The sequence below is a fragment of the Tepidiphilus succinatimandens genome (assembly GCF_006503695.1).
GTDB classification, from domain to species: Bacteria; Pseudomonadota; Gammaproteobacteria; order Burkholderiales; family Rhodocyclaceae; genus Tepidiphilus; species Tepidiphilus succinatimandens.
The window spans coordinates 88,345-109,318 of record NZ_SBIK01000002.1 but is presented as its reverse complement, the minus strand read 5'-3'; the positions used below and the strand labels follow the sequence as shown (position 1 = coordinate 109,318).

The 20,974-nt window shown below is 66.1% G+C and carries 21 protein-coding genes; 17 read left to right on the top strand and 4 right to left on the bottom strand.

The window, feature by feature from the left end; translation table 11 throughout:
• Positions 1-3: 3 nt before the first annotated feature.
• The 4 genes from EPD82_RS02605 to EPD82_RS02590 all read left to right on the top strand — a co-directional run bounded on the left by EPD82_RS02605 (position 4) and on the right by EPD82_RS02590 (position 3,317).
• Positions 4-705, top strand: a complete 702-nt coding sequence (locus tag EPD82_RS02605; protein WP_055423476.1) for a sulfite exporter TauE/SafE family protein — start codon at positions 4-6, stop codon at positions 703-705.
• 87 nt (positions 706-792) lie between these two features.
• The gene (gene ppa, locus EPD82_RS02600) at positions 793-1,326 is read left to right on the top strand and encodes an inorganic diphosphatase (protein WP_055423477.1); all 534 of its coding nucleotides are present in this window, start codon (positions 793-795) and stop codon (positions 1,324-1,326) included.
• Between the two features lie 15 nt (positions 1,327-1,341).
• On the top strand, positions 1,342-2,982 hold the full coding sequence (locus EPD82_RS02595; protein ID WP_055423478.1) for an NAD+ synthase: 1,641 nt from the start codon (positions 1,342-1,344) through the stop codon (positions 2,980-2,982).
• Positions 2,979-3,317 carry a P-II family nitrogen regulator gene (locus tag EPD82_RS02590; protein WP_028874947.1) on the top strand — a complete coding sequence of 113 codons (339 nt, stop codon included), beginning with the start codon at positions 2,979-2,981 and terminating at the stop codon, positions 3,315-3,317. The genes EPD82_RS02595 and EPD82_RS02590 overlap by 4 nt, the downstream gene beginning before the upstream one ends.
• Before the next feature lie 6 nt (positions 3,318-3,323).
• Here EPD82_RS02590 and EPD82_RS02585 read toward each other — a convergent pair whose 3' ends face one another.
• Together EPD82_RS02585 and trxB are read right to left on the bottom strand one after the other, a co-directional pair.
• On the bottom strand, positions 3,324-3,938 hold the full coding sequence (locus EPD82_RS02585; protein ID WP_055423479.1) for a Smr/MutS family protein: 615 nt from the start codon (positions 3,936-3,938) through the stop codon (positions 3,324-3,326).
• A 5-nt stretch (positions 3,939-3,943) separates the two neighbouring features.
• Positions 3,944-4,897, bottom strand: a complete 954-nt coding sequence (gene trxB / locus EPD82_RS02580) for a thioredoxin-disulfide reductase (RefSeq protein WP_055423480.1) — start codon at positions 4,895-4,897, stop codon at positions 3,944-3,946.
• 154 nt (positions 4,898-5,051) lie between these two features.
• Here trxB and EPD82_RS02575 point away from each other — a divergent pair, with 154 nt between their 5' ends.
• The 3 genes from EPD82_RS02575 to EPD82_RS02565 are packed head-to-tail and all read left to right on the top strand — an operon-like array spanning position 5,052 to position 9,474.
• The gene (locus EPD82_RS02575) at positions 5,052-7,523 is read left to right on the top strand and encodes a DNA translocase FtsK (RefSeq protein ID WP_055423481.1); all 2,472 of its coding nucleotides are present in this window, start codon (positions 5,052-5,054) and stop codon (positions 7,521-7,523) included.
• The gene (gene lolA, locus EPD82_RS02570) at positions 7,520-8,176 is read left to right on the top strand and encodes an outer membrane lipoprotein periplasmic chaperone LolA (RefSeq protein WP_055423482.1); all 657 of its coding nucleotides are present in this window, start codon (positions 7,520-7,522) and stop codon (positions 8,174-8,176) included. Before EPD82_RS02575 ends, lolA begins: the two co-directional genes overlap by 4 nt.
• Positions 8,173-9,474 (top strand): replication-associated recombination protein A, encoded by a 1,302-nt coding sequence (locus EPD82_RS02565; RefSeq protein ID WP_055423483.1) that lies wholly within the window; start codon positions 8,173-8,175, stop codon positions 9,472-9,474. The genes lolA and EPD82_RS02565 overlap by 4 nt, the downstream gene beginning before the upstream one ends.
• Here the strand turns inward: EPD82_RS02565 and EPD82_RS02560 are convergent.
• The gene (locus EPD82_RS02560) at positions 9,469-9,750 is read right to left on the bottom strand and encodes a hypothetical protein (protein ID WP_055423484.1); all 282 of its coding nucleotides are present in this window, start codon (positions 9,748-9,750) and stop codon (positions 9,469-9,471) included. The two genes, EPD82_RS02565 and EPD82_RS02560, sit on opposite strands and share 6 nt — an antisense overlap.
• A 265-nt stretch (positions 9,751-10,015) precedes the next feature.
• Between EPD82_RS02560 and EPD82_RS02555 the strand changes: the two genes are divergently transcribed.
• From EPD82_RS02555 to EPD82_RS02515, 9 genes are all read left to right on the top strand, one after another.
• Positions 10,016-11,170 carry a polyamine ABC transporter substrate-binding protein gene (locus EPD82_RS02555; RefSeq protein WP_141055067.1) on the top strand — a complete coding sequence of 385 codons (1,155 nt, stop codon included), beginning with the start codon at positions 10,016-10,018 and terminating at the stop codon, positions 11,168-11,170.
• A 93-nt stretch (positions 11,171-11,263) separates the two neighbouring features.
• Positions 11,264-12,385, top strand: a complete 1,122-nt coding sequence (locus EPD82_RS02550; RefSeq protein ID WP_141055064.1) for an ABC transporter ATP-binding protein — start codon at positions 11,264-11,266, stop codon at positions 12,383-12,385.
• A gap of 23 nt (positions 12,386-12,408) precedes the next feature.
• Positions 12,409-13,311, top strand: a complete 903-nt coding sequence (locus EPD82_RS02545; RefSeq protein WP_055423548.1) for an ABC transporter permease — start codon at positions 12,409-12,411, stop codon at positions 13,309-13,311.
• Positions 13,308-14,174 carry an ABC transporter permease gene (locus EPD82_RS02540; protein ID WP_141055062.1) on the top strand — a complete coding sequence of 289 codons (867 nt, stop codon included), beginning with the start codon at positions 13,308-13,310 and terminating at the stop codon, positions 14,172-14,174. Before EPD82_RS02545 ends, EPD82_RS02540 begins: the two co-directional genes overlap by 4 nt.
• A 78-nt stretch (positions 14,175-14,252) precedes the next feature.
• Positions 14,253-15,539 carry a serine--tRNA ligase gene (gene serS / locus EPD82_RS02535; protein WP_141055059.1) on the top strand — a complete coding sequence of 429 codons (1,287 nt, stop codon included), beginning with the start codon at positions 14,253-14,255 and terminating at the stop codon, positions 15,537-15,539.
• Between the two features lie 22 nt (positions 15,540-15,561).
• The gene (locus tag EPD82_RS02530) at positions 15,562-16,686 is read left to right on the top strand and encodes an NAD(P) transhydrogenase subunit alpha (RefSeq protein WP_141055056.1); all 1,125 of its coding nucleotides are present in this window, start codon (positions 15,562-15,564) and stop codon (positions 16,684-16,686) included.
• A gap of 13 nt (positions 16,687-16,699) precedes the next feature.
• Positions 16,700-17,005, top strand: a complete 306-nt coding sequence (locus tag EPD82_RS02525) for an NAD(P) transhydrogenase subunit alpha part 2 (protein WP_141055053.1) — start codon at positions 16,700-16,702, stop codon at positions 17,003-17,005.
• A complete protein-coding gene (locus EPD82_RS02520; RefSeq protein WP_141055049.1) occupies positions 17,002-18,378 on the top strand; it encodes an NAD(P)(+) transhydrogenase (Re/Si-specific) subunit beta in 1,377 nt (458 codons plus the stop codon). Before EPD82_RS02525 ends, EPD82_RS02520 begins: the two co-directional genes overlap by 4 nt.
• Positions 18,379-18,455: 77 nt before the next feature.
• Positions 18,456-18,782 carry a hypothetical protein gene (locus EPD82_RS02515; protein WP_141055046.1) on the top strand — a complete coding sequence of 109 codons (327 nt, stop codon included), beginning with the start codon at positions 18,456-18,458 and terminating at the stop codon, positions 18,780-18,782.
• 7 nt (positions 18,783-18,789) lie between these two features.
• On the opposite strand, the gene EPD82_RS11875 is transcribed toward EPD82_RS02515, so the two are convergent.
• Positions 18,790-20,268, bottom strand: coding sequence for an EAL domain-containing protein (locus EPD82_RS11875; protein ID WP_170210772.1), 1,479 nt, complete (start codon positions 20,266-20,268; stop codon positions 18,790-18,792).
• A 240-nt stretch (positions 20,269-20,508) separates the two neighbouring features.
• Here EPD82_RS11875 and EPD82_RS02505 point away from each other — a divergent pair, with 240 nt between their 5' ends.
• Positions 20,509-20,946, top strand: a complete 438-nt coding sequence (locus EPD82_RS02505; protein ID WP_055423494.1) for a MaoC family dehydratase — start codon at positions 20,509-20,511, stop codon at positions 20,944-20,946.
• Positions 20,947-20,974: the final 28 nt, after the last annotated feature.

Genomic DNA, 20,974 nt, shown 5'->3' with positions numbered 1-20,974 from the left:
GACGTGGCCTGGAGCGGTTTCCTCGCGGTCTTCCTCATCGGGCTCCTGGGCGGGGTGCATTGCCTCGGCATGTGCGGCGGCATCGTCGGCGCGCTGTCGCTGCAGACGGCGCAGGGGGCGAAGTGGCCGCTGCATCTGGCCTACAACCTCGGACGCATCACCACCTATACCCTGCTGGGGGCGCTGTTGGGCTGGCTGGGGGCGATCGGCGGGATGCTCGAAGGGGTGCTGCCGGTGCAGCTCACGCTCTACGTGCTCGCCAACCTCATGCTGGTGGCCATGGGGCTCTATTTCCTCGGCCAGACGCGCTGGCTCGCGCCATTCGAGCGCGCCGGCCACCGACTCTGGCAGCGGATCCAGCCGCTCACGCGCCGTTTCCTGCCGGTGCGCTCGGTGGCGCAGGCGTTTCCGCTCGGTCTACTGTGGGGGTTCCTGCCCTGTGGGCTCGTCTATAGCGTGCTTGCGACGGCGCTGCTGGCGGGCGACGGGGTGCGCGGTGCCGGGGTGATGTTCGCCTTCGGCCTTGGGACGCTGCCCAATCTGCTCGCCGCCGGGTTGCTGTTGCGGCGTTTTCGCAACGTGGCGGGACACCCTTGGGTGCGCCGCGCCGCGGGCTTCTTGGTGGTCGCCTTCGGGCTTCTCGGCCTGTGGCGCGCGCCGCAGCTGGGCGGCATGATCTGGCAGGGCGTGGTCTGCCACCCCTGAAGCCGCAGGCTGCCGTTATATAATCCTCCTCGACAGGGCCGGCGCACGCCGCCGGCTGCGATTTTTTTGTACGAGGGAGGAGTTTTCATGGCTTTCGAACGCGTTTCCGCCGGCAAGGACGTGCCCAACGACATCAACGTCATCATCGAGATCCCGGCACAGTCCGATCCGATCAAGTTCGAGGTAGACAAGGATAGCGGCGCCATTTTCGTCGATCGCTTCATGGGTACGACGATGCGCTATCCGCTCAATTACGGCTATGTGCCGCACACGGTGGCCGGTGACGGCGATCCGGTCGACGTGCTCGTGGTCACGCCGTTTCCGCTGCAACCGGGGGTGGTGATCCGCTGCCGTCCGGTGGGCCTGCTGAAGATGGAAGACGAATCGGGAGTCGATGCCAAGGTGGTGGCGGTTCCGGTGTCCAAGCTCACGCCGCTCTACGACAAGGTGCACTCGCTCGAGGATCTTCCGGAGCTCCTGCTGAAACAGACCGTGCATTTCTTCGAACACTACAAAGATCTGGAGCCGGGCAAGTGGGTCAAGGTGCTCGGCTGGGCGGGCGTCGAGGAGGCCAAGCAGGAGATCCTCGCCGGCGTGAAGAATGCCTCGTCAGCCCAGTAAAACGGCGCAGAGAGGATGAACGCGCTGCGCCTGGGCCTGGCCCAGATCGATCCGGTGGTGGGGGATTTCGCCCACAACGCGGCGCTCATCGCCGGGGTGTTCGCGCGGCTTGCCGCACAGGGCGCGGAGCTCGTCCTCACGCCGGAGCTCGCCCTGAGCGGCTATCCGCCGGAAGACCTGCTCCTGCGCCCTGATTTTTATCGCGCGGCGCGGCGCCATCTGGAATCGCTGGCGGCGCTCACTACCGAGGAGGGTCCGGCGCTTCTCGTGGGCGTGCCTTGGGCCGACGAGGGCGGTCGCTTCAACGCAGCGGCGCTGCTGCGCGGCGGCCGTATCGACGGGATCTATCGCAAGCGTCTGCTGCCGAACTACGCCGTCTTCGACGAGAAACGTTACTTCTGCGCTGGCAATGAGCCCTTCGTCTTCACCCACCGCGGCGTTCGGGTGGGGGTGGTGATCTGCGAGGATGCCTGGTCGGCCGGGCCGGTGGAAGAGACGGCGGTGCAGGGGGCGGAGCTCGTCGTGGCGCTCAACGCGTCGCCCTATCACCAGCAGAAGTGGCGTGAGCGCCAGGCCGTAGTCGCCGAGCGGGTCCGGGCCTCTGGCCGGGCGATGCTCTATGCCAACCTGGTTGGAGGGCAGGACGAGCTCGTCTTCGACGGTGCTTCTTTCGCCGTCGATGCGCAAGGCGCCTTGGCCTGGCAGGGACCGTTCTTCGCCGAGGCAGAGGCGGTGCTCGAGTGGCGCGAGGGGAGTTGGCAGCCGCATGCCCCTTGCTTCGATCCCTTGCCGCCCGAGGAGGAGCTCTATCGGGCGCTGGTGCTGGGGGTGCGCGATTATCTCGGCAAGAACGGTTTCCCCGGCGCGATCATCGGGCTCTCGGGCGGCATCGACTCTGCGCTCACGCTGTGCCTTGCCGTCGACGCGCTTGGGCCCGAGCGCGTGCGCGCCGTGATGCTGCCTTCGCCCTATACGGCGACCATGAGCCTGGAAGATGCCGCGACGCTCGCCGCCCGGCTCGGGGTGCGTTACGACGTCATTCCCATCGAGCCGGCGATGAATACGTTCTCGGCGATGCTGGAGCCTTTCTTCGCCGGCTTGCCGCCGGATACCACCGAAGAGAATCTGCAGTCGCGCATCCGCGGGGTGCTGCTCATGGCGCTTTCCAACAAGACAGGGGCGCTGGTGCTCACCACCGGCAACAAGAGCGAGATGGCCACCGGCTACGCCACGCTCTACGGCGACATGGCAGGCGGCTTTGCCGTGCTCAAGGATGTGTATAAGACTCAAGTGTATCGGCTCGCGCGCTGGCGCAACCGCAATGGTGAGGTGATTCCCGAACGCATCATCACGCGTCCGCCTTCGGCCGAGCTCAAACCCAACCAGTGCGACCAGGATTCCTTGCCGCCCTACGACGTGCTCGATCAGATCATCGAGCGCTACATGGAATGGGAATGCTCGCCACGGGAGATCATCGCCGCTGGGTTCGACGCTGCGGCGGTGCGTCGTGCCGTCACCCTTTTGAAGCGCAGCGAGTACAAACGGCGCCAGGCGCCGATCGGCGTGCGGGTGAGTCGTCGTGCCTTCGGGCGCGATTGGCGCTATCCCATCACGGCGCGCTATGCCGACGAATACGACGAGGAGAGCGGGGCATGAAAAAGATCGAGGCGATCATCAAGCCGTTCAAGCTCGACGAGGTGCGCGAGGCGCTCTCCGAGATCGGCGTGAGCGGCCTGACCGTCACGGAGGTCAAGGGCTTCGGCCGGCAGAAAGGGCACACGGAGCTCTATCGCGGCGCCGAATACGTGGTCGATTTCCTGCCGAAGATCAAGGTGGAGGTGGTCGTCACCGACGATCGCGTCGCCCAGGTGGTCGACGTCATCATGGAGACGGCGCGCACCGGCAAGATCGGCGACGGCAAGATCTTCGTGCTGCCGGTCGAGCAGGTGATCCGCATCCGCACCGGCGAGACCGACGGTAACGCGATCTGAGCCGAGTCATTCGCGGGGCGCGCGCAGCAGCACGATGAGCGCGCCACTGCCGCCGCGCGTGGGCGGGGCTTCGCAGAAGGCGAGGATCTCGTCGCGCTGCGCAAGCCAGCGCCGCGACAGGTGGCGCAGCACGGAGAAACCGCCTGGCGAGCGCAGACCCTTGCCGTGGATGACGCGGATACAGCGCAGCCCCTGGCGCCGGGCGCGGGTGAGGTAGGCCGAGAGCGCCTCGCGCGCCTCGAGCCGCGTGAGGCCATGCAGGTCGACTTCGCCTTGCAGCGCCCAGCGGCTGCGCCGCAGGTCGGTGAGCACGCGCCGCGGCACGCCGGGGCGCAGGAAGTGGGTGCTCTCATCGGCTTCCAGCCAGTCTTCGAGTTCCAGCGGGGCGAGCAGCTCCTCGGCGAGGATGGTGCGTTCGTCGGCGAGCTTTTGTCGCGGCACCGGCGCCGGGCGCGGGCGCTCGGGCTCCACCCGCGGCGGGAATGTGAGAGGACGAACGCCCGCGCGCCAGTCTGCTTCTTCGGCGGGTGCCTGTCGGGGGGCGGCACCGGGCGGGGCGGCCTTCCCTTTTTTGAGCGCAGCCAAGGGGGCCGCCCAGGCCGGCGGGCGAGGGCGGGCCATGGGATTCAGCTTTCCATGCCGTCGAGGTAGCGTTCGGCGTCGAGCGCGGCCATGCAGCCGCTGCCGGCGCTGGTGACGGCCTGACGATAGACGGGGTCTTGCACGTCGCCGGCGGCGAACACCCCTTCGATCGAGGTGGCCGTGGCGTTGCCGTGGCGACCGCCGCGCGTGACGAGGTAGCCGTTCTCCATGTCGAGCTGTCCGACGAAAAGCTCGGTATTGGGCTTGTGCCCGATGGCGACGAACACGCCTTTGACGGGGATCTCGCGCGTGCCGCCATCGACCACGTTCTTCACCCGCACCCCGGTCACGCCGGAGTCGTCGCCCAGGATCTCGTCGACCACGCTGTCGAGCACCAGCTCGATCTTGCCCGCGGCGACTTTCTCCATGAGCTTGTCGACCATGATCTTTTCGGCACGGAACTGCCGGCGGCGATGTACCAGGGTGACCTTGCGCGCGATGTTGGCGAGATAGAGCGCCTCTTCGACGGCGGTGTTGCCGCCGCCGATGACGGCGACGTCCTCGCCTTTGTAGAAGAATCCGTCGCAGGTGGCACAGGCCGACACGCCCCGGCCCATGAACTTTTCTTCCGAGGGCAGCCCGAGGTACTTGGCGGTGGCGCCAGTGGCGATGATGAGCGCGTCGCAGGTGTAGCTGCCGGCGTCGCCCGTGAGGCGGAAGGGGCGCTGCGAGAGATCGGCCGTGTGGATGTGGTCGAACACGATTTCGGTGCCGAAGCGCCGGGCGTGTTTCTCGAAACGCTCCATGAGCTCCGGTCCCTGGACGCCTTCGGGCTCGGCGGGCCAGTTGTCTACCTCGGTGGTGGTCATGAGCTGGCCGCCTTGTGCAAGCCCGGTGATGAGGACGGGCTCGAGGTTGGCGCGAGCGGCGTAGATGGCGGCGGTGTAACCGGCGGGACCGGAACCGAGGATGATGAGACGGCTGTGGCGGGGGTTCATGCGAGGACTCCGAAGAAGAAAGCAGGCAGGGCGCGAGGCTGGGCCCATGAATCCAATTATAGAATGCTTACGCTTGCTGCTGCCCTCGCTGTGCCGAGGGGGATGGGCGCTGGCGTATAATTTTCCTTCCTTTCCGTGCGGTACGGCCTTGCCGATGAACTGGATCGCCTCGTTGCGTGCTTCCCGCGGTGCGCGGGAACTCGTCTGGGTGCTGCTCGCCGCGCTCGGTGTGTATTTCGCCTTGATTTTCATTGGGTACTCCCCCTCCGATCCGGGTTGGTCCCGCGATGCGGCGGTGGAGTCCATCGCAAACCCCGGCGGGCGGGTCGGGGCCTGGCTGGCGGATCTCTTCCTGTCGCTGTTCGGGATTTCCGCCTGGTGGATGCTCGCGTTTGCGGTGCGGGGTCTGTGGTCCGCCTGGCGCCTGTGGCACGGCCTCGAAGGCCCGGAACGGGGCTGGAGGGCTTCCTTTGCGGTGGCGGCTGCGGGGCTCCTTCTCTTGCTTTTGTCGAGCAGCGCTCTGGAGGCCTTGCGCTTCCATGCCCACACTTTCTCGTTGCCTCAGGGCTCGGGCCCGGGAGGGGTGATCGGCGTGACCTTGGCCGAGACGGTCGCGCGCGAATTCGGTTTCACCGGAGGAACGCTCCTTCTGCTCGCGCTGTGGATGGCTGCCGTCAGCCTGACCTTCGGGATGTCCTGGCTCGACGTGTGTGAGTGCATCGGTGCCGGGGTCGAGACAGCCGTCGGTGCGCTGCAGCGGCATTGGGAGCGGCAGCGGGCCGCGGCGCCCGGCGGTGGGGGGAGATTCGTTTTTTCTCGCGGCGAAACGGAGGGTCTAGATCTCTCTTGGCGTCGGCGATGGGAACGCTTCCTTTCGGGGGTTGGCGCCCTGCGTGCCCGCTGGCAGGCACGGCGTACCGCCCCCGGGCGCAGTGCTGTGCCGCCGCGCGTCGAGCCGAGTCTGGGGACGGAAGAAAGTCCTGCGGTCGCGCCGCGCCCTTCCGTTCGGGCGGAAGATGCTCAGGCCGCCGCCAGCAGGCCGGAGACGTCTGACGAAGCGGTGCACAGACCGCCGTCGCCGAAGCAGCCGATCGAGCATGGGCGCAGTCGTGCGGGCGCCGCGCACGTTCCGGCAAACGAAGGAACGCTCGAACCGCTGCCGCCCCTGGCACTGCTCGATGCGCCTGCGCCCGCCACGGTGTCGGTGAGCGCCGAGACGATGGCGGCCACCGCCCGGCTCATCGAGAGCAAGCTCGCCGAGTTCGGCGTGCGCGTGCAGGTGGTCGGGACGATTCCCGGCCCGGTGGTGACGCGCTACGAAATCGAGCCGGCCACGGGCGTGAAGGGGGCGCAGATCGTCAACCTGGCCAAGGACCTGGCGCGGGCGCTGTCGCTCGTGTCGATTCGCGTGGTCGAGATCGTGCCGGGGAAATCGTGCATGGCGCTCGAAGTACCCAATCCGAAGCGCCAGATCGTGCGTTTGAGCGAAGTGCTCGACTCGCGTGCCTATCGCGAGATGGCTTCGCCCCTGACGCTGTGCCTGGGCAAGGACATCGCCGGGCAGCCGGTGGTGGCGGATCTGGCCAAGATGCCGCACCTGCTGGTGGCCGGCACCACCGGCTCGGGTAAATCGGTGGGCATCAACGCCATGATCCTGTCGCTCATCTACAAATCGACACCGGAACGGGTGCGCCTCATCATGGTCGACCCCAAGATGCTGGAGCTGTCGATCTACGAGGGGATCCCGCACCTGCTCGCGCCGGTGGTCACCGACATGCGGCTTGCGGCCCAGGCGCTCGACTGGTGCGTGGGCGAGATGGAGCGGCGCTACAAGCTGATGGCAGCGCTGGGGGTGCGCAACATCGCCGGCTACAACGCCTTGCTCGAGCGGGCGCAGCGCGAGGGCGAATATCTCGGCAACCCCTTTTCGCTCACGCCGGATTCGCCCGAGCCGCTGGAGAAGATGCCCTACATCGTCGTCGTGGTCGACGAGCTCGCCGACCTGATGATGGTGGTGGGCAAGCGCATCGAGGAGCTCATCGCGCGGCTCGCGCAGAAGGCGCGCGCGGCTGGCATCCACCTCATCTTGGCGACGCAGCGGCCTTCGGTGGACGTGATCACCGGGCTCATCAAGGCCAACGTCCCCACGCGCATCGCTTTCCAGGTTTCCTCGAAGATCGATTCGCGCACCATTCTCGATCAGATGGGGGCCGAGACCTTGCTCGGCATGGGGGACATGCTCTACCTCGCGCCCGGAACCGGCATGCCGCAGCGGGTGCACGGGGCCTTCGTCGCCGACGACGAAGTGCATCGGGTGGTCGAATACCTCAAGCGGCTGGGGCCGCCGCGCTACGTCGAGGAGGTGCTCGCCGAGCCCGAGGAGGAAGAGGAAGGGCTGGAAAGTCCGGACGGGGGCGAGGAGAACGACCCTTTGTACGATCAGGCGGTGGAAGTGGTGCTGCGCACGCGCCGGCCCTCGATTTCCTTGGTGCAGCGGCATCTGCGCATCGGGTACAACCGGGCGGCGCGGCTCATCGAGGCGATGGAACGCGCGGGACTGGTGTCGCCGCCGGAGCACAATGGCAACCGCCAGGTGCTGGTGCCGGCGCGGGGAGAAGAGGTGTGAAGAAAGGTTTTGCGGGATGGGTGTTGGCGCTGTGGGCAATGCTGTGGGCTGGAGCGGCCATCGCTCAGCAGAGCGTGGCCGAGGAGGCGGTGCGGCGGCTCGAATCCTTCGTGACGCAGACGGGCGCGGCCCAGGGGCGTTTCCGCCAGGAGGTGCTCGACCCGCAGGGGCGGGTGGTGCAACGCTCCGAGGGGCGTTTCGTCTATGAGCGGCCGAGCCGTTTCCGCTGGGAGGTGACGGCACCGGCGCGCCAGCTGGTGGTGAGCGACGGCAAGGCCGTGCAGGTGTGGGACGCGGATCTGGAGCAAGTGGTGGTGACGCCGCTCGCGCAGGCGCTCTCCGGCTCGCCGGTGGCGATCCTGGCCGACGCCCAGGCGCTGCACCGCGAGTTCGCCCCCGAGGGGGGGCAAGTGGAAGGGGATCACTGGGCGGTGCGCCTGCGGGCTCGCTCGGCAGAGGCCGGCATCGTGCGCGTCGTGGTCGAAGGCGAAGGAGAGCGGCTGCTGCGCATGCGCCTCGAAGATCATTTCGGCCAGACGAGCGAGATCACGTTCACCGAGTTTGCGCGGGCCTGGTCGGTGCCGCCGGCCGAGTTCGCCTTTACTGCGCCGCCCGGCACCAAGGTGCTGGAAAACCAACCGGGGCGTCGATGAGCGGGGAGGCGCGCGCGCCGCTCGCCGAGCGCATGCGTCCGCAGCACCTCGACGAGGTGGTGGGGCAGGAGCATCTGCTCGGGCCGGGCAAGCCGCTGCGGGTTGCCTGGGAGCAGGGGCGGCTCTTCTCCATGATCCTGTGGGGTCCGCCCGGTGTGGGAAAGACCACGCTCGCGCGCTTGCTCGCGCAGGCGGTAGGGGCGCGTTTCATCGCGCTGTCGGCCGTCATGGCGGGGGTGAAGGAGATCCGCGCGGCGATCGACGAAGCCCGGGCCGAGCGCGAGCGCGGCGGTACGACGGTGCTCTTCGTCGACGAGGTGCACCGCTTCAACAAGGCGCAGCAGGACGCCTTCCTGCATCAGGTCGAGGAGGGGTTGGTCACTTTCATCGGCGCCACCACCGAGAACCCTTCGTTCGAAGTGAATTCGGCGCTGTTGTCACGCACCACCGTGCTGCGGCTCGAGCCTCTGGATGCAACGGCGCTCACGACGCTGCTCGCTCGCGCCGAGGCGCGTTTTCCCGAGGAGGCGGTACCCTTGGACGATGCGGCGCGCGCCATGCTGGTCGAACTCGCCGACGGGGACGCGCGGCGGCTGTTGAACGACGTGGAATGGCTGTGGCAGGCGGCGCGAGCCCGGGGGCAGGCGGTGATCGACGTGCCGTTCGCGCGTTCGGTGATGGGCGAGCGGCTGCGGCGCTTCGACAAGGGAGGCGACGCCTTCTATGACCAGATCTCGGCCCTGCACAAGGCGGTGCGCGGCTCCGACCCCGACGCCGCGCTCTATTGGTTCGTGCGTATGCTCGACGGTGGCGCCGATCCGCTCTATCTGGGGCGGCGCATCGTACGCATGGCGAGCGAAGACGTGGGCCTTGCCGATCCGCGCTCGCTCACGCTCGCGCTCGATGCCTGCGCCGCCTACGAGCGGCTGGGTTCCCCCGAAGGGGAGCTGGCGCTTGCCGAGGCGGTGGTGTATCTGGCCTGTGCGCCGAAGTCGAACGCCGTCTACCTTGCCTACAACGCCGCGCGCGCTTTCGTGCGTCAGGACGGCTCGCGCCCGGTGCCGGTGCATCTGAGGAATGCCCCCACCCGGCTCATGAAGGAGCTGGGCTTCGGCAAGACCTACCGCTATCCGCACGACGAGCCAGAAGGATACGCTGCCGGCGAGCGCTATTTCCCCGACGGGATGGCGCCGCAGCGCTGGTACCGGCCGGTGGAACGGGGGTTGGAGGCGAAGATCCGCGCCAAACTGGAGCACCTGCGCGAGCTGGATGCGCAGGCGCAACGGCGCCGCTCATGAACCCGCGTTGTCGGGAGCACGCAAGGGGTGATCGGCGAGCAGCCGCTTGCAGGCTTCGTGCGCCTGCTGCGCCTTGGCGGCATTGCCGTCTTCAATGGCGCGCTCGGCGATCTCGAGCAGCCAGTTGGTCAGCACGACGATGCCTTCGTCGGATTGGGAGAGGCTGCAGGCGATGAGGCCGGCGGCTTCGGCGGGGAGGTCATGATGCTCGGCCAGCAGCCCGATTTCTTCTTCGGTGAGGCTGCAATAGTCGAGGCAGTCGCGCAAGGTCAGCATGGCTCTATCCTGCCCAGGTTCAGCAAGTTCAGCATAGGTTCTGCCGAACCTTCTGTCCAATCGAATTTTCTTTTTGTTTTCAGTCTATTTCGTTGTCTGAGCCTATCGGGGAAATTTTTTACAGATCATGTCGTGGATGCCCCGCTTGGGCTCGGGGTTTGCTACACTTCGCGCTTGTCCGCGTTGGCCGCATCCAGGCGCGCGCGAGGCGAGCGCAAGCCGCGGGGCACGGTTTTTTTCCCTTTTCAGCAAAGGAGGCGACGAGATGTTGCAGACCCTTTTCGGACGGTTGCCGTTCGTGAAAACCGCTGCGGTGTCGTGGCGGCGCGTGGCGGCAGCGACCGCGTTGACGTGCTGCGCGGCGGTGGGCGCGGCGCAGGCGGCTTCGGACGACAAGCAGCTCAATATCTACAACTGGTCGGATTACATCGCCCCGACTACCCTCCCCAATTTCGAGAAGGAAACCGGAATCAAGGTGCGCTACGACACCTTCGATTCGAACGAGACGCTGTTTGCCAAGCTCGCCGCGGGCAACACCGGCTACGACATCGTCGTTCCTTCGGCCCACTGGGCGGCGATCGAGATCAAGGCGGGATTCTTCAAACCGATCGACAAATCCAAGATCCCCAATTACAAGAACCTCGATCCCGAGCTCATGAAGCTGCTCGCGACGATGGATCCGGGCAACCAGTACCTCATTCCCTGGATGTGGGGCTATACCACGGTGGGGATCAACGTCGACAAGGTGCAAAAGGCGCTCGATGGGATGCCCATGCCCGAGAATCCCTGGGATCTGCTCTTCAAGCCCGAGTATGCGAGCAAACTGAAGAGCTGCGGCATTTCGCTGCTCGATTCCGGTGGCGACATCATGGAGGCGGCGTTCAATTATCTGAACATTCCCGTGGATAGCCACAATCCGGAGGATTTCCGCCGCGCCTGGGAGATGGTCGACAAGATCCGCCCCTACGTGACGCAGCTCTCCTCGAGCGGCTACATCAACGATCTGGCCGGCGGCAATCTCTGCCTGTCCTTCGGCTGGTCCGGCGACATCGGTATCGCCGCCAACCGGGCCAAGGAAGCGAAGAATGGGGTGAACATCAAGGTGTTCCCGCCCACGCACGGCGGGGTACTGCTCGTCGATACGGTGGCGATTCCGGCCGACGCGAAGCACGTCGACAATGCCTACAAGTTTCTCGACTATCGGTTGCGGCCGGAGGTGATCGCGGCCGACACCAATACCGTTTTCTATGCCAATCCGGTGCCAGCGTCCTTGCCGTATGTCGACGCCTCGATCAAGAGCAACGACTATGTGTTCCTCAAGCCGGAGCTGATGCGCAAGCTCCGTCCGCCGAAAGTCTATAGCAATGAGGAACGGCGCTTGGTGACGCAGTACTATACGAAATTCCGCACCAATCGCTGAATGAAGTTTTGCATGAAGTGACTCTACGCGCCCCGGTTCCGACCGGGGCGCAAATCTTTCTCCCATCACTTTCTGAGGAGTTTCGGCACCGTCATGAACCAGACCGCCGCTGCTCGCGCCGATGCCGCCAGGGGTGCGCCCGATTTCCTGAAGATCGAGTCCATTCGCAAAGAGTATGACGAGGTCGTTGCCGTCAACAACGTCAGCCTGGCCATCGAGCAGGGCGAGATCTTCGCGCTGCTCGGTTCGTCGGGCTGTGGCAAGACGACGCTGTTGCGGATGCTGGCCGGTTTCGAGGTACCGACGGCAGGACGCATCGTCCTCGACGGCCAAGACATCACGGCTCTGCCGCCTTACGAGCGGCCGATCAACATGATGTTCCAGTCCTACGCCCTCTTTCCCCATCTGACGGTGTACGACAATATCGCGTTTGGCCTCAAGCGCGAAGGGATGCCCAAGGCGCAGATCGCCGAGCGCGTCGAGCAGATGCTCGATCTGGTGCAGCTCAAACCTTATGCCAAGAGAAAACCGCATCAGCTCTCGGGCGGGCAGCAGCAGCGCGTGGCGCTGGCGCGCAGTCTGGCTAAGCGTCCCAAATTGCTGCTGCTCGATGAGCCGATGGGCGCGCTGGATCGCAAACTGCGCGAGCGCACGCAGATCGAACTCGTGCATATCTTGCGCCAGGTGGGCCTGACCTGTGTCATCGTCACCCATGACCAGGAAGAGGCGATGACGATGGCCGATCGCATCGCGGTGATGCGCGAGGGCCGTTTCCTGCAGATCGGCACGCCCAGCGAGGTCTATGAGAATCCGAAGAACCGCTTCGTGGCCGATTTCATCGGTAGCGTCAATCTCTTCGACGGGGAGCTCGTGGTCGATGAGCCGCATTACTGCGAGATCCAGACGGCGGAGTGCTTGTTCCACGTCGGGCACGGCGTGGAGGGCAAGCAGGGGATGAATCTCACCGTGGCCCTTCGTCCCGAGAAGATCTCGCTCGAGCCCGGCTGGCAGGATCTTCCCTACAACGCCGTACAGGGGACGGTGGCGGCGCGCAGCTACATGGGCAGCTATACCGCCTACGAGATCGAGTTGCCCTCGGGGCGCCGTTTGCGCGTCACCGTCACCAACGTCGATCGCTATGAGGAGCCCTATGAGCTTGGGGTGCGCGTGACGGCGCATTGGATGCCGTCGGCGCCCGTGGTCATCGTCGAGTGAAACGCCCGCTGCAGGAGATCGCCATGCTGCGTCGCCCCTGGTTGCCGCCGGGTCGCTGGTTCGTGATCGGCGTGCCGGAGTTCTTCCTCTTCGTCTTTCTGCTGCTGCCTTTCCTGATCCTGCTCAAGATCAGTTTTTCCCACGCCGATGCCGTCGGGGTGGGGTTCGAACCTCTGATCTCGTGGCTGGAAGAGGGCACGCTCAGCATCAAGCTGCATTTCGATGCCTATCTGAGCGTGATGCAGGACGACGTCTATCTGCTCACCTATCTCTCGTCGGTGGGCTATGCGCTGCTGACGACCTTGCTGTGCCTCGTCATCGGCTATCCCTTCGCCTATTTCCTGGCCCAGAGTTTCCCGACGCTGCGGCCGGTGATGCTGATGCTCATCATGCTGCCGTTCTGGACGCCGTTCCTCATCCGCATTTATGCGTGGAAGAACATCCTGGACGCCAACGGCCTGCTCAACCAGTTCCTGCTGTGGGCTGGCATCGTGGATGAGCCGCTGCAGTTGATGTTTACCAAGTTTTCCTTCATGGTGGGCATGGTCTATGGCTATATCCCCTTCATGATCCTGCCGCTGTACTCCAACCTCGTCAAGCTCGACCGGCGGCTGCTGGAAGCGGCGGCCGATCTGGGGGCGCGGCCTTGGCAGCGTTTCTGGCTGGTGACCGTGCCCTTGTCGCGCGAGGGGATTCTCGCCGGCTCGCTCCTCGTCTTCATCCCGGCGGTGGGGGAATACGTGATCCCCGAGCTGCTCGGCGGCATCTCGATCCTGAACATCGGCCGCATGATGTGGAACGAATTCTTCATCAACCTCGACTGGCAGCGGGCCGCGGCGGTGACGATGCTGATGGTGCTCATCATCCTCTTCCCGATCTGGCTCTTCAACCGCTACCAGATGCGCCTGATGGAGGCCCGGCGATGAGACGTTTCCCGTGGCTGGCGACGCTGTGGACGGTGCTCGTCTATGGCTTCCTGTACCTGCCGATCGTGGTACTGGTGATCTATTCCTTCAACGATTCGCGCATGGTCACGGTCTGGGGCGGGTGGACCTTGCGCTGGTACGCCGAGGCGGCGGCCGACCAGGTGGTGATCGACGCCTTGGTGCTGTCGCTGGAGATCGCGGTGGCCACCGCCACCGCTTCCGTGGTGCTGGGCACCTGTGCCGCCTACGCCTTGACACGCTATCGGCGCTTCCCCGGCAAAGGGCTCTTCACCTTGCTCCTCAACGTGCCGCTGGTATTGCCGACGGTGGTGCTGGCGATGGTGCTGCTGCTCTTCTTCGTCAGCATGGAGCATCTCTTCGGTTTTCCGCAGAAGGGGTTTACGACGCTCTTCATCGGCCATACGGTGATGTGCGTCTCCTACGCCGCGATCACCATCATGTCGCGGTTGCGGGAAGTGGATCCGGCGCTGGAGGAGGCGGCGATGGATCTGGGGGCGCGTCCTTCGCAGGTGTTCTTCCTCGTGACCTTGCCGGCCATTTTTCAGGCGGTGGCCTCGGCCTGGCTGCTGACGCTGTCACTGTCGCTCGACGAGGTGGTGATCTCGGCCTTTCTCTCGGGGCCGGGAACGTCGCCGCTGCCGGTGGTGATCTTCTCGCGGGCCCGTTTGGGACTCAATCCCGAGATCAACGTCATCGGCGCCGTCACCGTCTATCTGGTGCTGGCCGGTCTGCTCCTGGCCAGCGTCTGGATGGCGCGGCGGGCCAAGCAGCGGGCGCGTGAAAATGCGGCCTTGCTGCGCCAGGCCCAGGTGGAGGCCTTGACTTCGTCTTCGGCCTCCTGACGGCCCGCTGGCGTTGCCGGGCGGGCGAGGTTGCTGGTATCGTTGCGTCTTTCTTTTCGTGACGTTCAGGATGGTGTGATGCTCGACGTTCAGTGGTTGCGTTCCCGGCTCGACGAAGTGAAGGCGGCGCTCGCGCGGCGTGGCGCGAAGATCGACTGGTCCCGGTTCGAGGCGCTCGAGTCCGAGCGCAAGGATCTGCAGACCCGCACCCAGGAACTGCAGGCCCAGCGCAACGCCCTTTCGAAGGAAGTCGGACGGCGCAAGGGGCGGGGCGAGGATGCTTCCGACCTGCTCGCCCAGCTCGCGCTGATCACCGCCGAGCTCGACGCGTGCGAAGAGCGGCTCTCGGCCTTGCTCACCGAGTTGGAATCCTTCCTCGCCACCCTACCCAATATCCCTCATCCTTCCGTTCCCGACGGAACGAGCGAGGCCGACAACGTGGAGGTGGCGTGCTGGGGCTCGCCGCGGCTGTTCGATTTTCCGGTGCGCGATCACGTCGACGTGGGTACGCCCCTGGGGCTGGATTTCGAGGCGGCAGCGAAAATCGCCGGGGCGCGCTTTTCCGTGATGCGCGGCGACGTGGCGCGGCTGCATCGGGCGCTGGGGCAGTTCATGCTCGATCTGCACACGCGCGAGCATGGCTACCTCGAAGTCTATGTGCCCTATCTCGTCAATGCGCGCAGCCTCTTCGGGACGGGGCAGCTGCCCAAGTTCGCCGAGGATCTCTTTGCCGTGCCGCGCGATGCGGAGAATTTCTACCTCATTCCCACCGCCGAGGTGCCGGTGACCAACCTGGTGCGCGATGAGATCGTGGAGGAATCGGCATTGCCGCTGAAGTTTGTTGCGCACACGCCATGCTTTCGCTCGGAGGCCGGTGCTTATGGGCGCGACACGCGCGGCATGATCCGCCAGCATCAGTTCGACAAGGTGGAGCTGGTGCGCATCGAGCATCCGGATCGTTCTTGGGAGGCGCTCGAGGAGCTCACCGGGCACGCGGAGACGGTGCTACAGCGCCTGGGCCTGCCCTATCGCAAGGTGGCTTTGTGCGCCGGGGATCTTGGGTTTTCCGCGGCAAAGACCTATGATTTGGAAGTGTGGCTGCCGGGGCAGAATACCTACCGCGAGATTTCTTCGTGCTCGAACTTCGAGTCCTTCCAGGCCCGCCGGCTGCAGGCACGGTTTCGGCCGGCCGGCGGCAAGGGCAAGCCCCAGCCAGTGCATACCTTGAACGGTTCGGGGCTGGCGGTGGGACGGACCTTGGTGGCGGTGCTGGAGAACTACCAGCAGCGCGATGGTTCGGTGGTCGTGCCCGAGTCACTGCGGCCGTGGATGGGGGGGCAGGAGGTGATCGAGCCCCGTCGGTGATCAAACGCACAAAGGGGGGAGCATGGGCGTGATCGTGGGAGTGGCGAGCGCACCGCAGCCGCAGGAGCGGCGGGTGGCGCTGGTGCCGGAGCTGGTGAAGAAATACGAGGCGCTCGGGGCCAAGGTCGTGATGGCCGCGGGCGCGGCCAGGCGGGCGCATTGGGCCGACGAGGCGTTTCCGGGGGTGGAGATCGTGCCCGAGCCGGCGGAGGTGTTCCGCCGCGCGCAGCTCGTGCTGTGCGTGCAGCCGCCGCGCGACGAGGAGCTCGCGCTCATGCCCGAAGGCTCGGTCCTGGTGGGAGCGTTGCACCCCTGGGGCAGCCGCGAGCGCGTCGAGCGCCTACTCGAGCGGCGCATCACCGCCTTCGCGCTCGAGCTCTTGCCGCGCATCTCGCGCGCGCAGAGCATGGACATCCTTTCTTCCCAGGCGACGGTGGCCGGCTACGAGGCGGCGCTGATCGCCGCCGATCACAGCCCGAAGTTCTTTCCCATGCTCACCTATGCCGCCGGTACCATCCGTCCGGCCAAGGTACTGGTGATCGGGGCCGGAGTGGCGGGGCTGCAGGCGATCGCCACCGCCCGGCGCCTGGGGGCGGCAGTGGAAGCCTACGATGTGCGCCCGGAGACGCGCGAGCAGGTGGAGTCGCTCGGGGCGAAGTTCCTCGACACGGGGGTGCGGGCGGTGGGCGAGGGCGGCTACGCGCGCGAGCTCACCGAAGAGGAGAAGGCGATCCAGGCGGAGAAGCTCGGCAAGGCGGTGGGCCAGGCCGACGCGCTCATCACCACGGCTTCCATTCCGGGGCGGCCGGCGCCGCGCATCATCACCGCCGAGATGATCGCGCGCATGCGCCCCGGGGCGGTGGTGGTCGATCTGGCCGCCGAGACGGGGGGCAACGTCGAGGGTACGGTGCCGGGCGAGAAGACCTGGGTCGGCGAGGTGCTGCTGATCGGCCCGACTTTCGTGCCCAGCCGCATGCCGGTGCATGCCTCCGAGATGTTCTCCAAGAATGTGTTCAACTTCGTTTCGCTCTTCCTGCGCGAAGGAAGCTTGGCGCTGGCGTGGGACGACGAGGTGCTCGCCGGCACCTGCATGACGCACGCCGGCGAGCTCAAGAGCGAGCGGGTTCGCCAATGGCTGGGTCTGTGAGGAGGGAGCGGTGATGGACGGTTTGAGCGCGTTGTTCATTTTCATGTTGGCGGCGTTTACGGGCTACGAGGTGATCGCGCGGGTGCCGGTCATCCTGCACACACCCTTGATGTCGGGTTCGAATTTCATCCACGGGGTGGTGCTGATCGGGGGAATGATCGTGCTCGGGCAGGCGCCGTCCGACGATCCGGCCTCGCTCGCGCTGGGCTTCATCGCCGTGCTGCTGGGGGCGGCCAATGCCGCCGGCGGCTACGTCGTCACCGAGCGGATGCTGGCGATGTTCAAGTCGAACAAGGGCGCCGGGGAGGGCGGGCGATGAGCACGTTCATCCATTTCATCTATTTCCTGGTGGCGATCGCCTTCATCCTCGGGTTGAAGGCGATGAGCTCTCCGGCCACGGCGCGCCGCGGCGTGCAGTGGGCGGGCTACGCCATGGTCGCGGCGGTGCTCGTCACTTTCTATTTGCCGGGGATGCACAACTACGGCTTGATGATCACCGCGATCGTCATCGGGGCGGCGATCGCCTGGTATTTGGGCAAGACGGTGAAGATGACCGACATGCCGCAGATGGTGGCCATCTACAACGGCATGGGTGGCGGGGCGGCGGCGGCGATCGCCGCGGTGGAGTTTTTGCGGCAGGACGCCGTGCATCACGCCTCGGTCGGCTTGCTCGCCGCGCTCGGGGCGATCATCGGCGCGGTGGCCTTTTCCGGTAGCTGCGTGGCCTTTGCCAAGCTGCAGGGGCTCTTGAAGAAGACCTACCAGGTGCCGCAGCAGAACAACGTCGTGTTCTTCCTCGCGCTCTTTACCTTCGGCATCGGTTTGACGATCGGTTTTTCCTCGCATCCGGGCGGTTTCGAGCTCACGATCTTCTTCCTGCTCGCGCTCGCTCTGGGGGCGCTGCTCACCCTGCCCATCGGTGGGGCGGACATGCCGGTGGTCATTTCGCTCCTCAACGCCTTCACGGGCCTGGCGGTCGGCTTCGAAGGGTACGTGCTCGCCAATCCCTTGCTGATCGTGGCCGGCACGGTGGTCGGCGCTTCCGGTACGCTGCTCACGCTCCTCATGGCCAAGGCGATGAACCGTTCGATCCGCACCGTGATCTTTGCGCCGATCACCGGCGAGGCGCAGGAGACGCAAGGGGAGGTGAGCGGTTCGCTCAAGGAATATTCGCCCGACGACGCGGCGGCTACCCTGCGCTACGCGCAGAAGGTGATCATCGTGCCGGGCTACGGCATGGCGGTGGCCGGCGCCCAGCACAAGGTGTGGGAGATGGCGCAGCTGCTCGAAGAGGCGGGGGTGGAGGTGAAGTTCGCCATCCACCCGGTGGCGGGGCGCATGCCGGGACACATGAACGTGCTGCTCGCAGAGGCCGGCGTGCCCTACGACAAGATCTTCGACCTGGAGGAGATCAACGCCGAGTTCGCCCAGACCGACGTCGCCCTGGTGATCGGCGCGAACGACGTGGTCAACCCCGCGGCGCGCACCAACAAGTCGAGCCCCATCTACGGCATGCCCATCCTCAACGTGGATCAGGCGCGCGAGGTGCTGGTGATCAAGCGCGGCAAGGGTACGGGGTACTCCGGCATCGAGAACGAGCTCTTCTACCGCGACAACTGCCACATGGTCTATGGCAGCGCGCAGGAGGTGGTCGCCCGCATCATCCAGCGCCTGAAGGAGCTGGAAGCCTGAGCGTCTGTGGGCCCGGGCCCGTGCAGGAATCGCCGCGGTCGGGGCAGCAGTTTGATTCATTGGCTTGGAGAGCGGGGATGCGCCGTGTCCTTGCATTGGCCGCGTGGGTGTGCTGCGGCGGCGTCTGGGCGCAAGGCGGGGTGCTGCCTCAGCCGGTGCCGCCGCTTGCCGCGCCTGAAGTGCGCCAGGCTTGGCCTACGTCGCCGCTGCGTGAAGGGCCGGATCCGGGCTTTGCTGGTATCTGGGCGACTTCGATCGACCTGCAGACGCTCGCCCTGATGCTGCAGCTGCGCGACTGGTGCCTGAACCGCAGCATTCCCGACGAAGCGCTGCAACGTCAGCTCGAACGGCTCGGCACGCTCACGGGGCGCGAGGAGAATTGCCGGACGGTGTTGTCGCGCTGAATCGGCTTTATTCCATCCCTCTGACGTGCAGGGGTTCGCCCGACGTGACGGCCGGGCCGAACCACGGTCCTTGTTGCAATCGAACGCCCAAGGCGGCGAGGAAATCGCGTTGTCCTGCCGTGGCCACGCCCTGGGCGCGCACTTCGAGCTGCATCGCCTGCGCGAGCGATACCGTCCCGCCGACGAGCGCCTCCAGCCGCTCGTCCCGTCCCAGACCCGAGATCCACGAGGCAGGCAGCATCAGCCCGCTCCAGGGGAGCCGGGCGAGCTGCTCGAGCGGCAAGGCGGCCTCGTCGAGCCCGGCGGCGATCCAGCGGATGCCGCGTTGGGAGAGCGCGAGCAGCGTCGCTGCGGCTTCGGTGTCGAGCGCAGCGCAGGCGGGCAGATCGAGGGCGAATTCGAGCGCCTCGGGGCGGATGCCGGCGGCGAGCGCCATCTCCACCGATTGGGTCAGAGCCGGGTCGCGCAGTGCCTCCGCGGCCAGCGAAAGGGTGATGCGACCGGGCAGGCGGGGGGCGAGCACGGTCAGTCCGGCGAAGGCAGAGCGGGTCAGGCGCGGGATGGCTTGCGCCCGGCGCGCGAGTTCGGTGAGCCGTTCGGGGGCGAGGCCGGCGAAGGCGGGATGGTTCCACACGAGTCGGGCATGGGCGCCGGCAAGCCGCCGCTGCTGGAGATCGACGAGCGGCTCCAACTGCAAGGCGAAGGATTCTTCGGGGCTCTTCCTGAGCGCAACGGCGAGCGGATCGAGCGGCGGGACCGCCGGGGCGGAGGGAGTGACGGCAGGGGCGAATCGCGGCAGGCGTTCGAAGACGAGGACGCGCCATCCTCGTTGGGGCCCGTCGAGCACGCGGGCGCGCACCGGCGCTTCGCCCAGCCCCTCGATCCGGGCGAGCGGTGCTTCGCCCTCCGGCGGCCAGGCGACGGCGGCAAAGCGCGACAGCGGCTGCAGCAGCCATTCCCTCCGTTCGGCAGGGAAGAAGGGTCGAGCGGCATCGTTGAGCGCGGCGATGCGCCCGGCTTCATCCAGCACCACCACCGGCTGGGGCACGGCGGCGGCGAGTCGCGGCCAAAAGGCATCGGTGTGCGCGACGTCGCGGTATACCTCACCGATCAGGTCGGGTGAGAAGAGGATGGCATGCAGGCCCGGGCGCAGGCGGGCGGCGGCGATGAAGCGGAAGAGCCGCGAGCGGCCGCCTGGAAGCGCCATGCGGATGCTGCCGCGGCTTTGCCCCTGGATGAACCAACGGGCCCGTGCCTGCAGGAATTCCTTGTCCGAGGGGAAGAGGTTGGCGAGCGGCTGCCGGATCAGGTCGCGGTAGTCGCGCTCGAGCAGGCGGCAGGCGGCGGTGTTCGCCTCCAGGATGGTTTCGTCGCTGGTGAGGATGAGCCCTTCGTCGATGAGCTCGAGGAGGGCGAGGTACAGGCCCGTTTCCGCGCCCTCGGAGAAATCGGGCCGGAAAGGTTCGCTGGGCGGTTGGGTTTCCATGGTGACGGAGGCTCGGCGCACAATGGGCGATAGGGACACGATATCACCTTCGGTCAACGCGCAGTGGCGAAATAAGACCGGCGTAATGAGCGTTTATCCGTGCTTGGAACGGGCGGCGCGGCTGGATTTTGCTTGTGCGGTCTGGGTCGAGAAGGGGTAAGGGAACCGATTTTTGTTGCAACGCAGCATTGACGTGGTAAACTCACTCTACCCAATAATCTCGAGCAAAGGAGAAGAAGAATGGCAAGGGACTTCAACGCGATCATGGGCTACCGTTTCGAGGAGCTGCACGTCGGGATGACGGCGGAGACGAGCCGTACCGTCACCGACGCCGACATCCTCATGTTCGCCGGCGTTTCGGGCGACATGAACCCGGTGCACATGGACGACGAGTTCGCCGCCACGACCATGTTCAAGGGGCGCATCGCCCACGGCTTTCTCACCGTGAGCTTCGTCTCGTCGGTGCTGGGCACGAAGATGCCGGGCCCGGGGGCGGTATATGTGTCACAGACGGTGCGCTTCCTCTCGCCGGTGCGCGCCGGCGACACGGTGGTGTCGCGTGCGACCGTCATCGGGCTGCTGCCGGAGAAACGGCGCGTCACGCTGGACACGCGTTGCATCGTGCGCGACAAGGTGGTGCTCGAAGGCGAAGCGGTGGTCTTCATTCCGCCGCGTTGATGCAGCGCAGCATTTCTGGAAAGGAAAG

Coding starts and splice junctions, on each gene's coding strand:
- ppa (WP_055423477.1), top strand. CDS start 793: ATGGCTTTCGAACGCGTTTCCGCCGGCAAGGACGTGCCCAACGACATC.
- EPD82_RS02595 (WP_055423478.1), top strand. CDS start 1,342: ATGAACGCGCTGCGCCTGGGCCTGGCCCAGATCGATCCGGTGGTGGGG.
- EPD82_RS02590 (WP_028874947.1), top strand. CDS start 2,979: ATGAAAAAGATCGAGGCGATCATCAAGCCGTTCAAGCTCGACGAGGTG.
- EPD82_RS02585 (WP_055423479.1), bottom strand. CDS start 3,938: ATGGCCCGCCCTCGCCCGCCGGCCTGGGCGGCCCCCTTGGCTGCGCTC.
- trxB (WP_055423480.1), bottom strand. CDS start 4,897: ATGAACCCCCGCCACAGCCGTCTCATCATCCTCGGTTCCGGTCCCGCC.
- EPD82_RS02575 (WP_055423481.1), top strand. CDS start 5,052: ATGAACTGGATCGCCTCGTTGCGTGCTTCCCGCGGTGCGCGGGAACTC.
- EPD82_RS02565 (WP_055423483.1), top strand. CDS start 8,173: ATGAGCGGGGAGGCGCGCGCGCCGCTCGCCGAGCGCATGCGTCCGCAG.
- EPD82_RS02560 (WP_055423484.1), bottom strand. CDS start 9,750: ATGCTGACCTTGCGCGACTGCCTCGACTATTGCAGCCTCACCGAAGAA.
- EPD82_RS02555 (WP_141055067.1), top strand. CDS start 10,016: ATGTTGCAGACCCTTTTCGGACGGTTGCCGTTCGTGAAAACCGCTGCG.
- EPD82_RS02550 (WP_141055064.1), top strand. CDS start 11,264: ATGAACCAGACCGCCGCTGCTCGCGCCGATGCCGCCAGGGGTGCGCCC.
- EPD82_RS02545 (WP_055423548.1), top strand. CDS start 12,409: ATGCTGCGTCGCCCCTGGTTGCCGCCGGGTCGCTGGTTCGTGATCGGC.
- EPD82_RS02540 (WP_141055062.1), top strand. CDS start 13,308: ATGAGACGTTTCCCGTGGCTGGCGACGCTGTGGACGGTGCTCGTCTAT.
- serS (WP_141055059.1), top strand. CDS start 14,253: ATGCTCGACGTTCAGTGGTTGCGTTCCCGGCTCGACGAAGTGAAGGCG.
- EPD82_RS02530 (WP_141055056.1), top strand. CDS start 15,562: ATGGGCGTGATCGTGGGAGTGGCGAGCGCACCGCAGCCGCAGGAGCGG.
- EPD82_RS02525 (WP_141055053.1), top strand. CDS start 16,700: ATGGACGGTTTGAGCGCGTTGTTCATTTTCATGTTGGCGGCGTTTACG.
- EPD82_RS02520 (WP_141055049.1), top strand. CDS start 17,002: ATGAGCACGTTCATCCATTTCATCTATTTCCTGGTGGCGATCGCCTTC.
- EPD82_RS02515 (WP_141055046.1), top strand. CDS start 18,456: ATGCGCCGTGTCCTTGCATTGGCCGCGTGGGTGTGCTGCGGCGGCGTC.
- EPD82_RS11875 (WP_170210772.1), bottom strand. CDS start 20,268: ATGGAAACCCAACCGCCCAGCGAACCTTTCCGGCCCGATTTCTCCGAG.
- EPD82_RS02505 (WP_055423494.1), top strand. CDS start 20,509: ATGGCAAGGGACTTCAACGCGATCATGGGCTACCGTTTCGAGGAGCTG.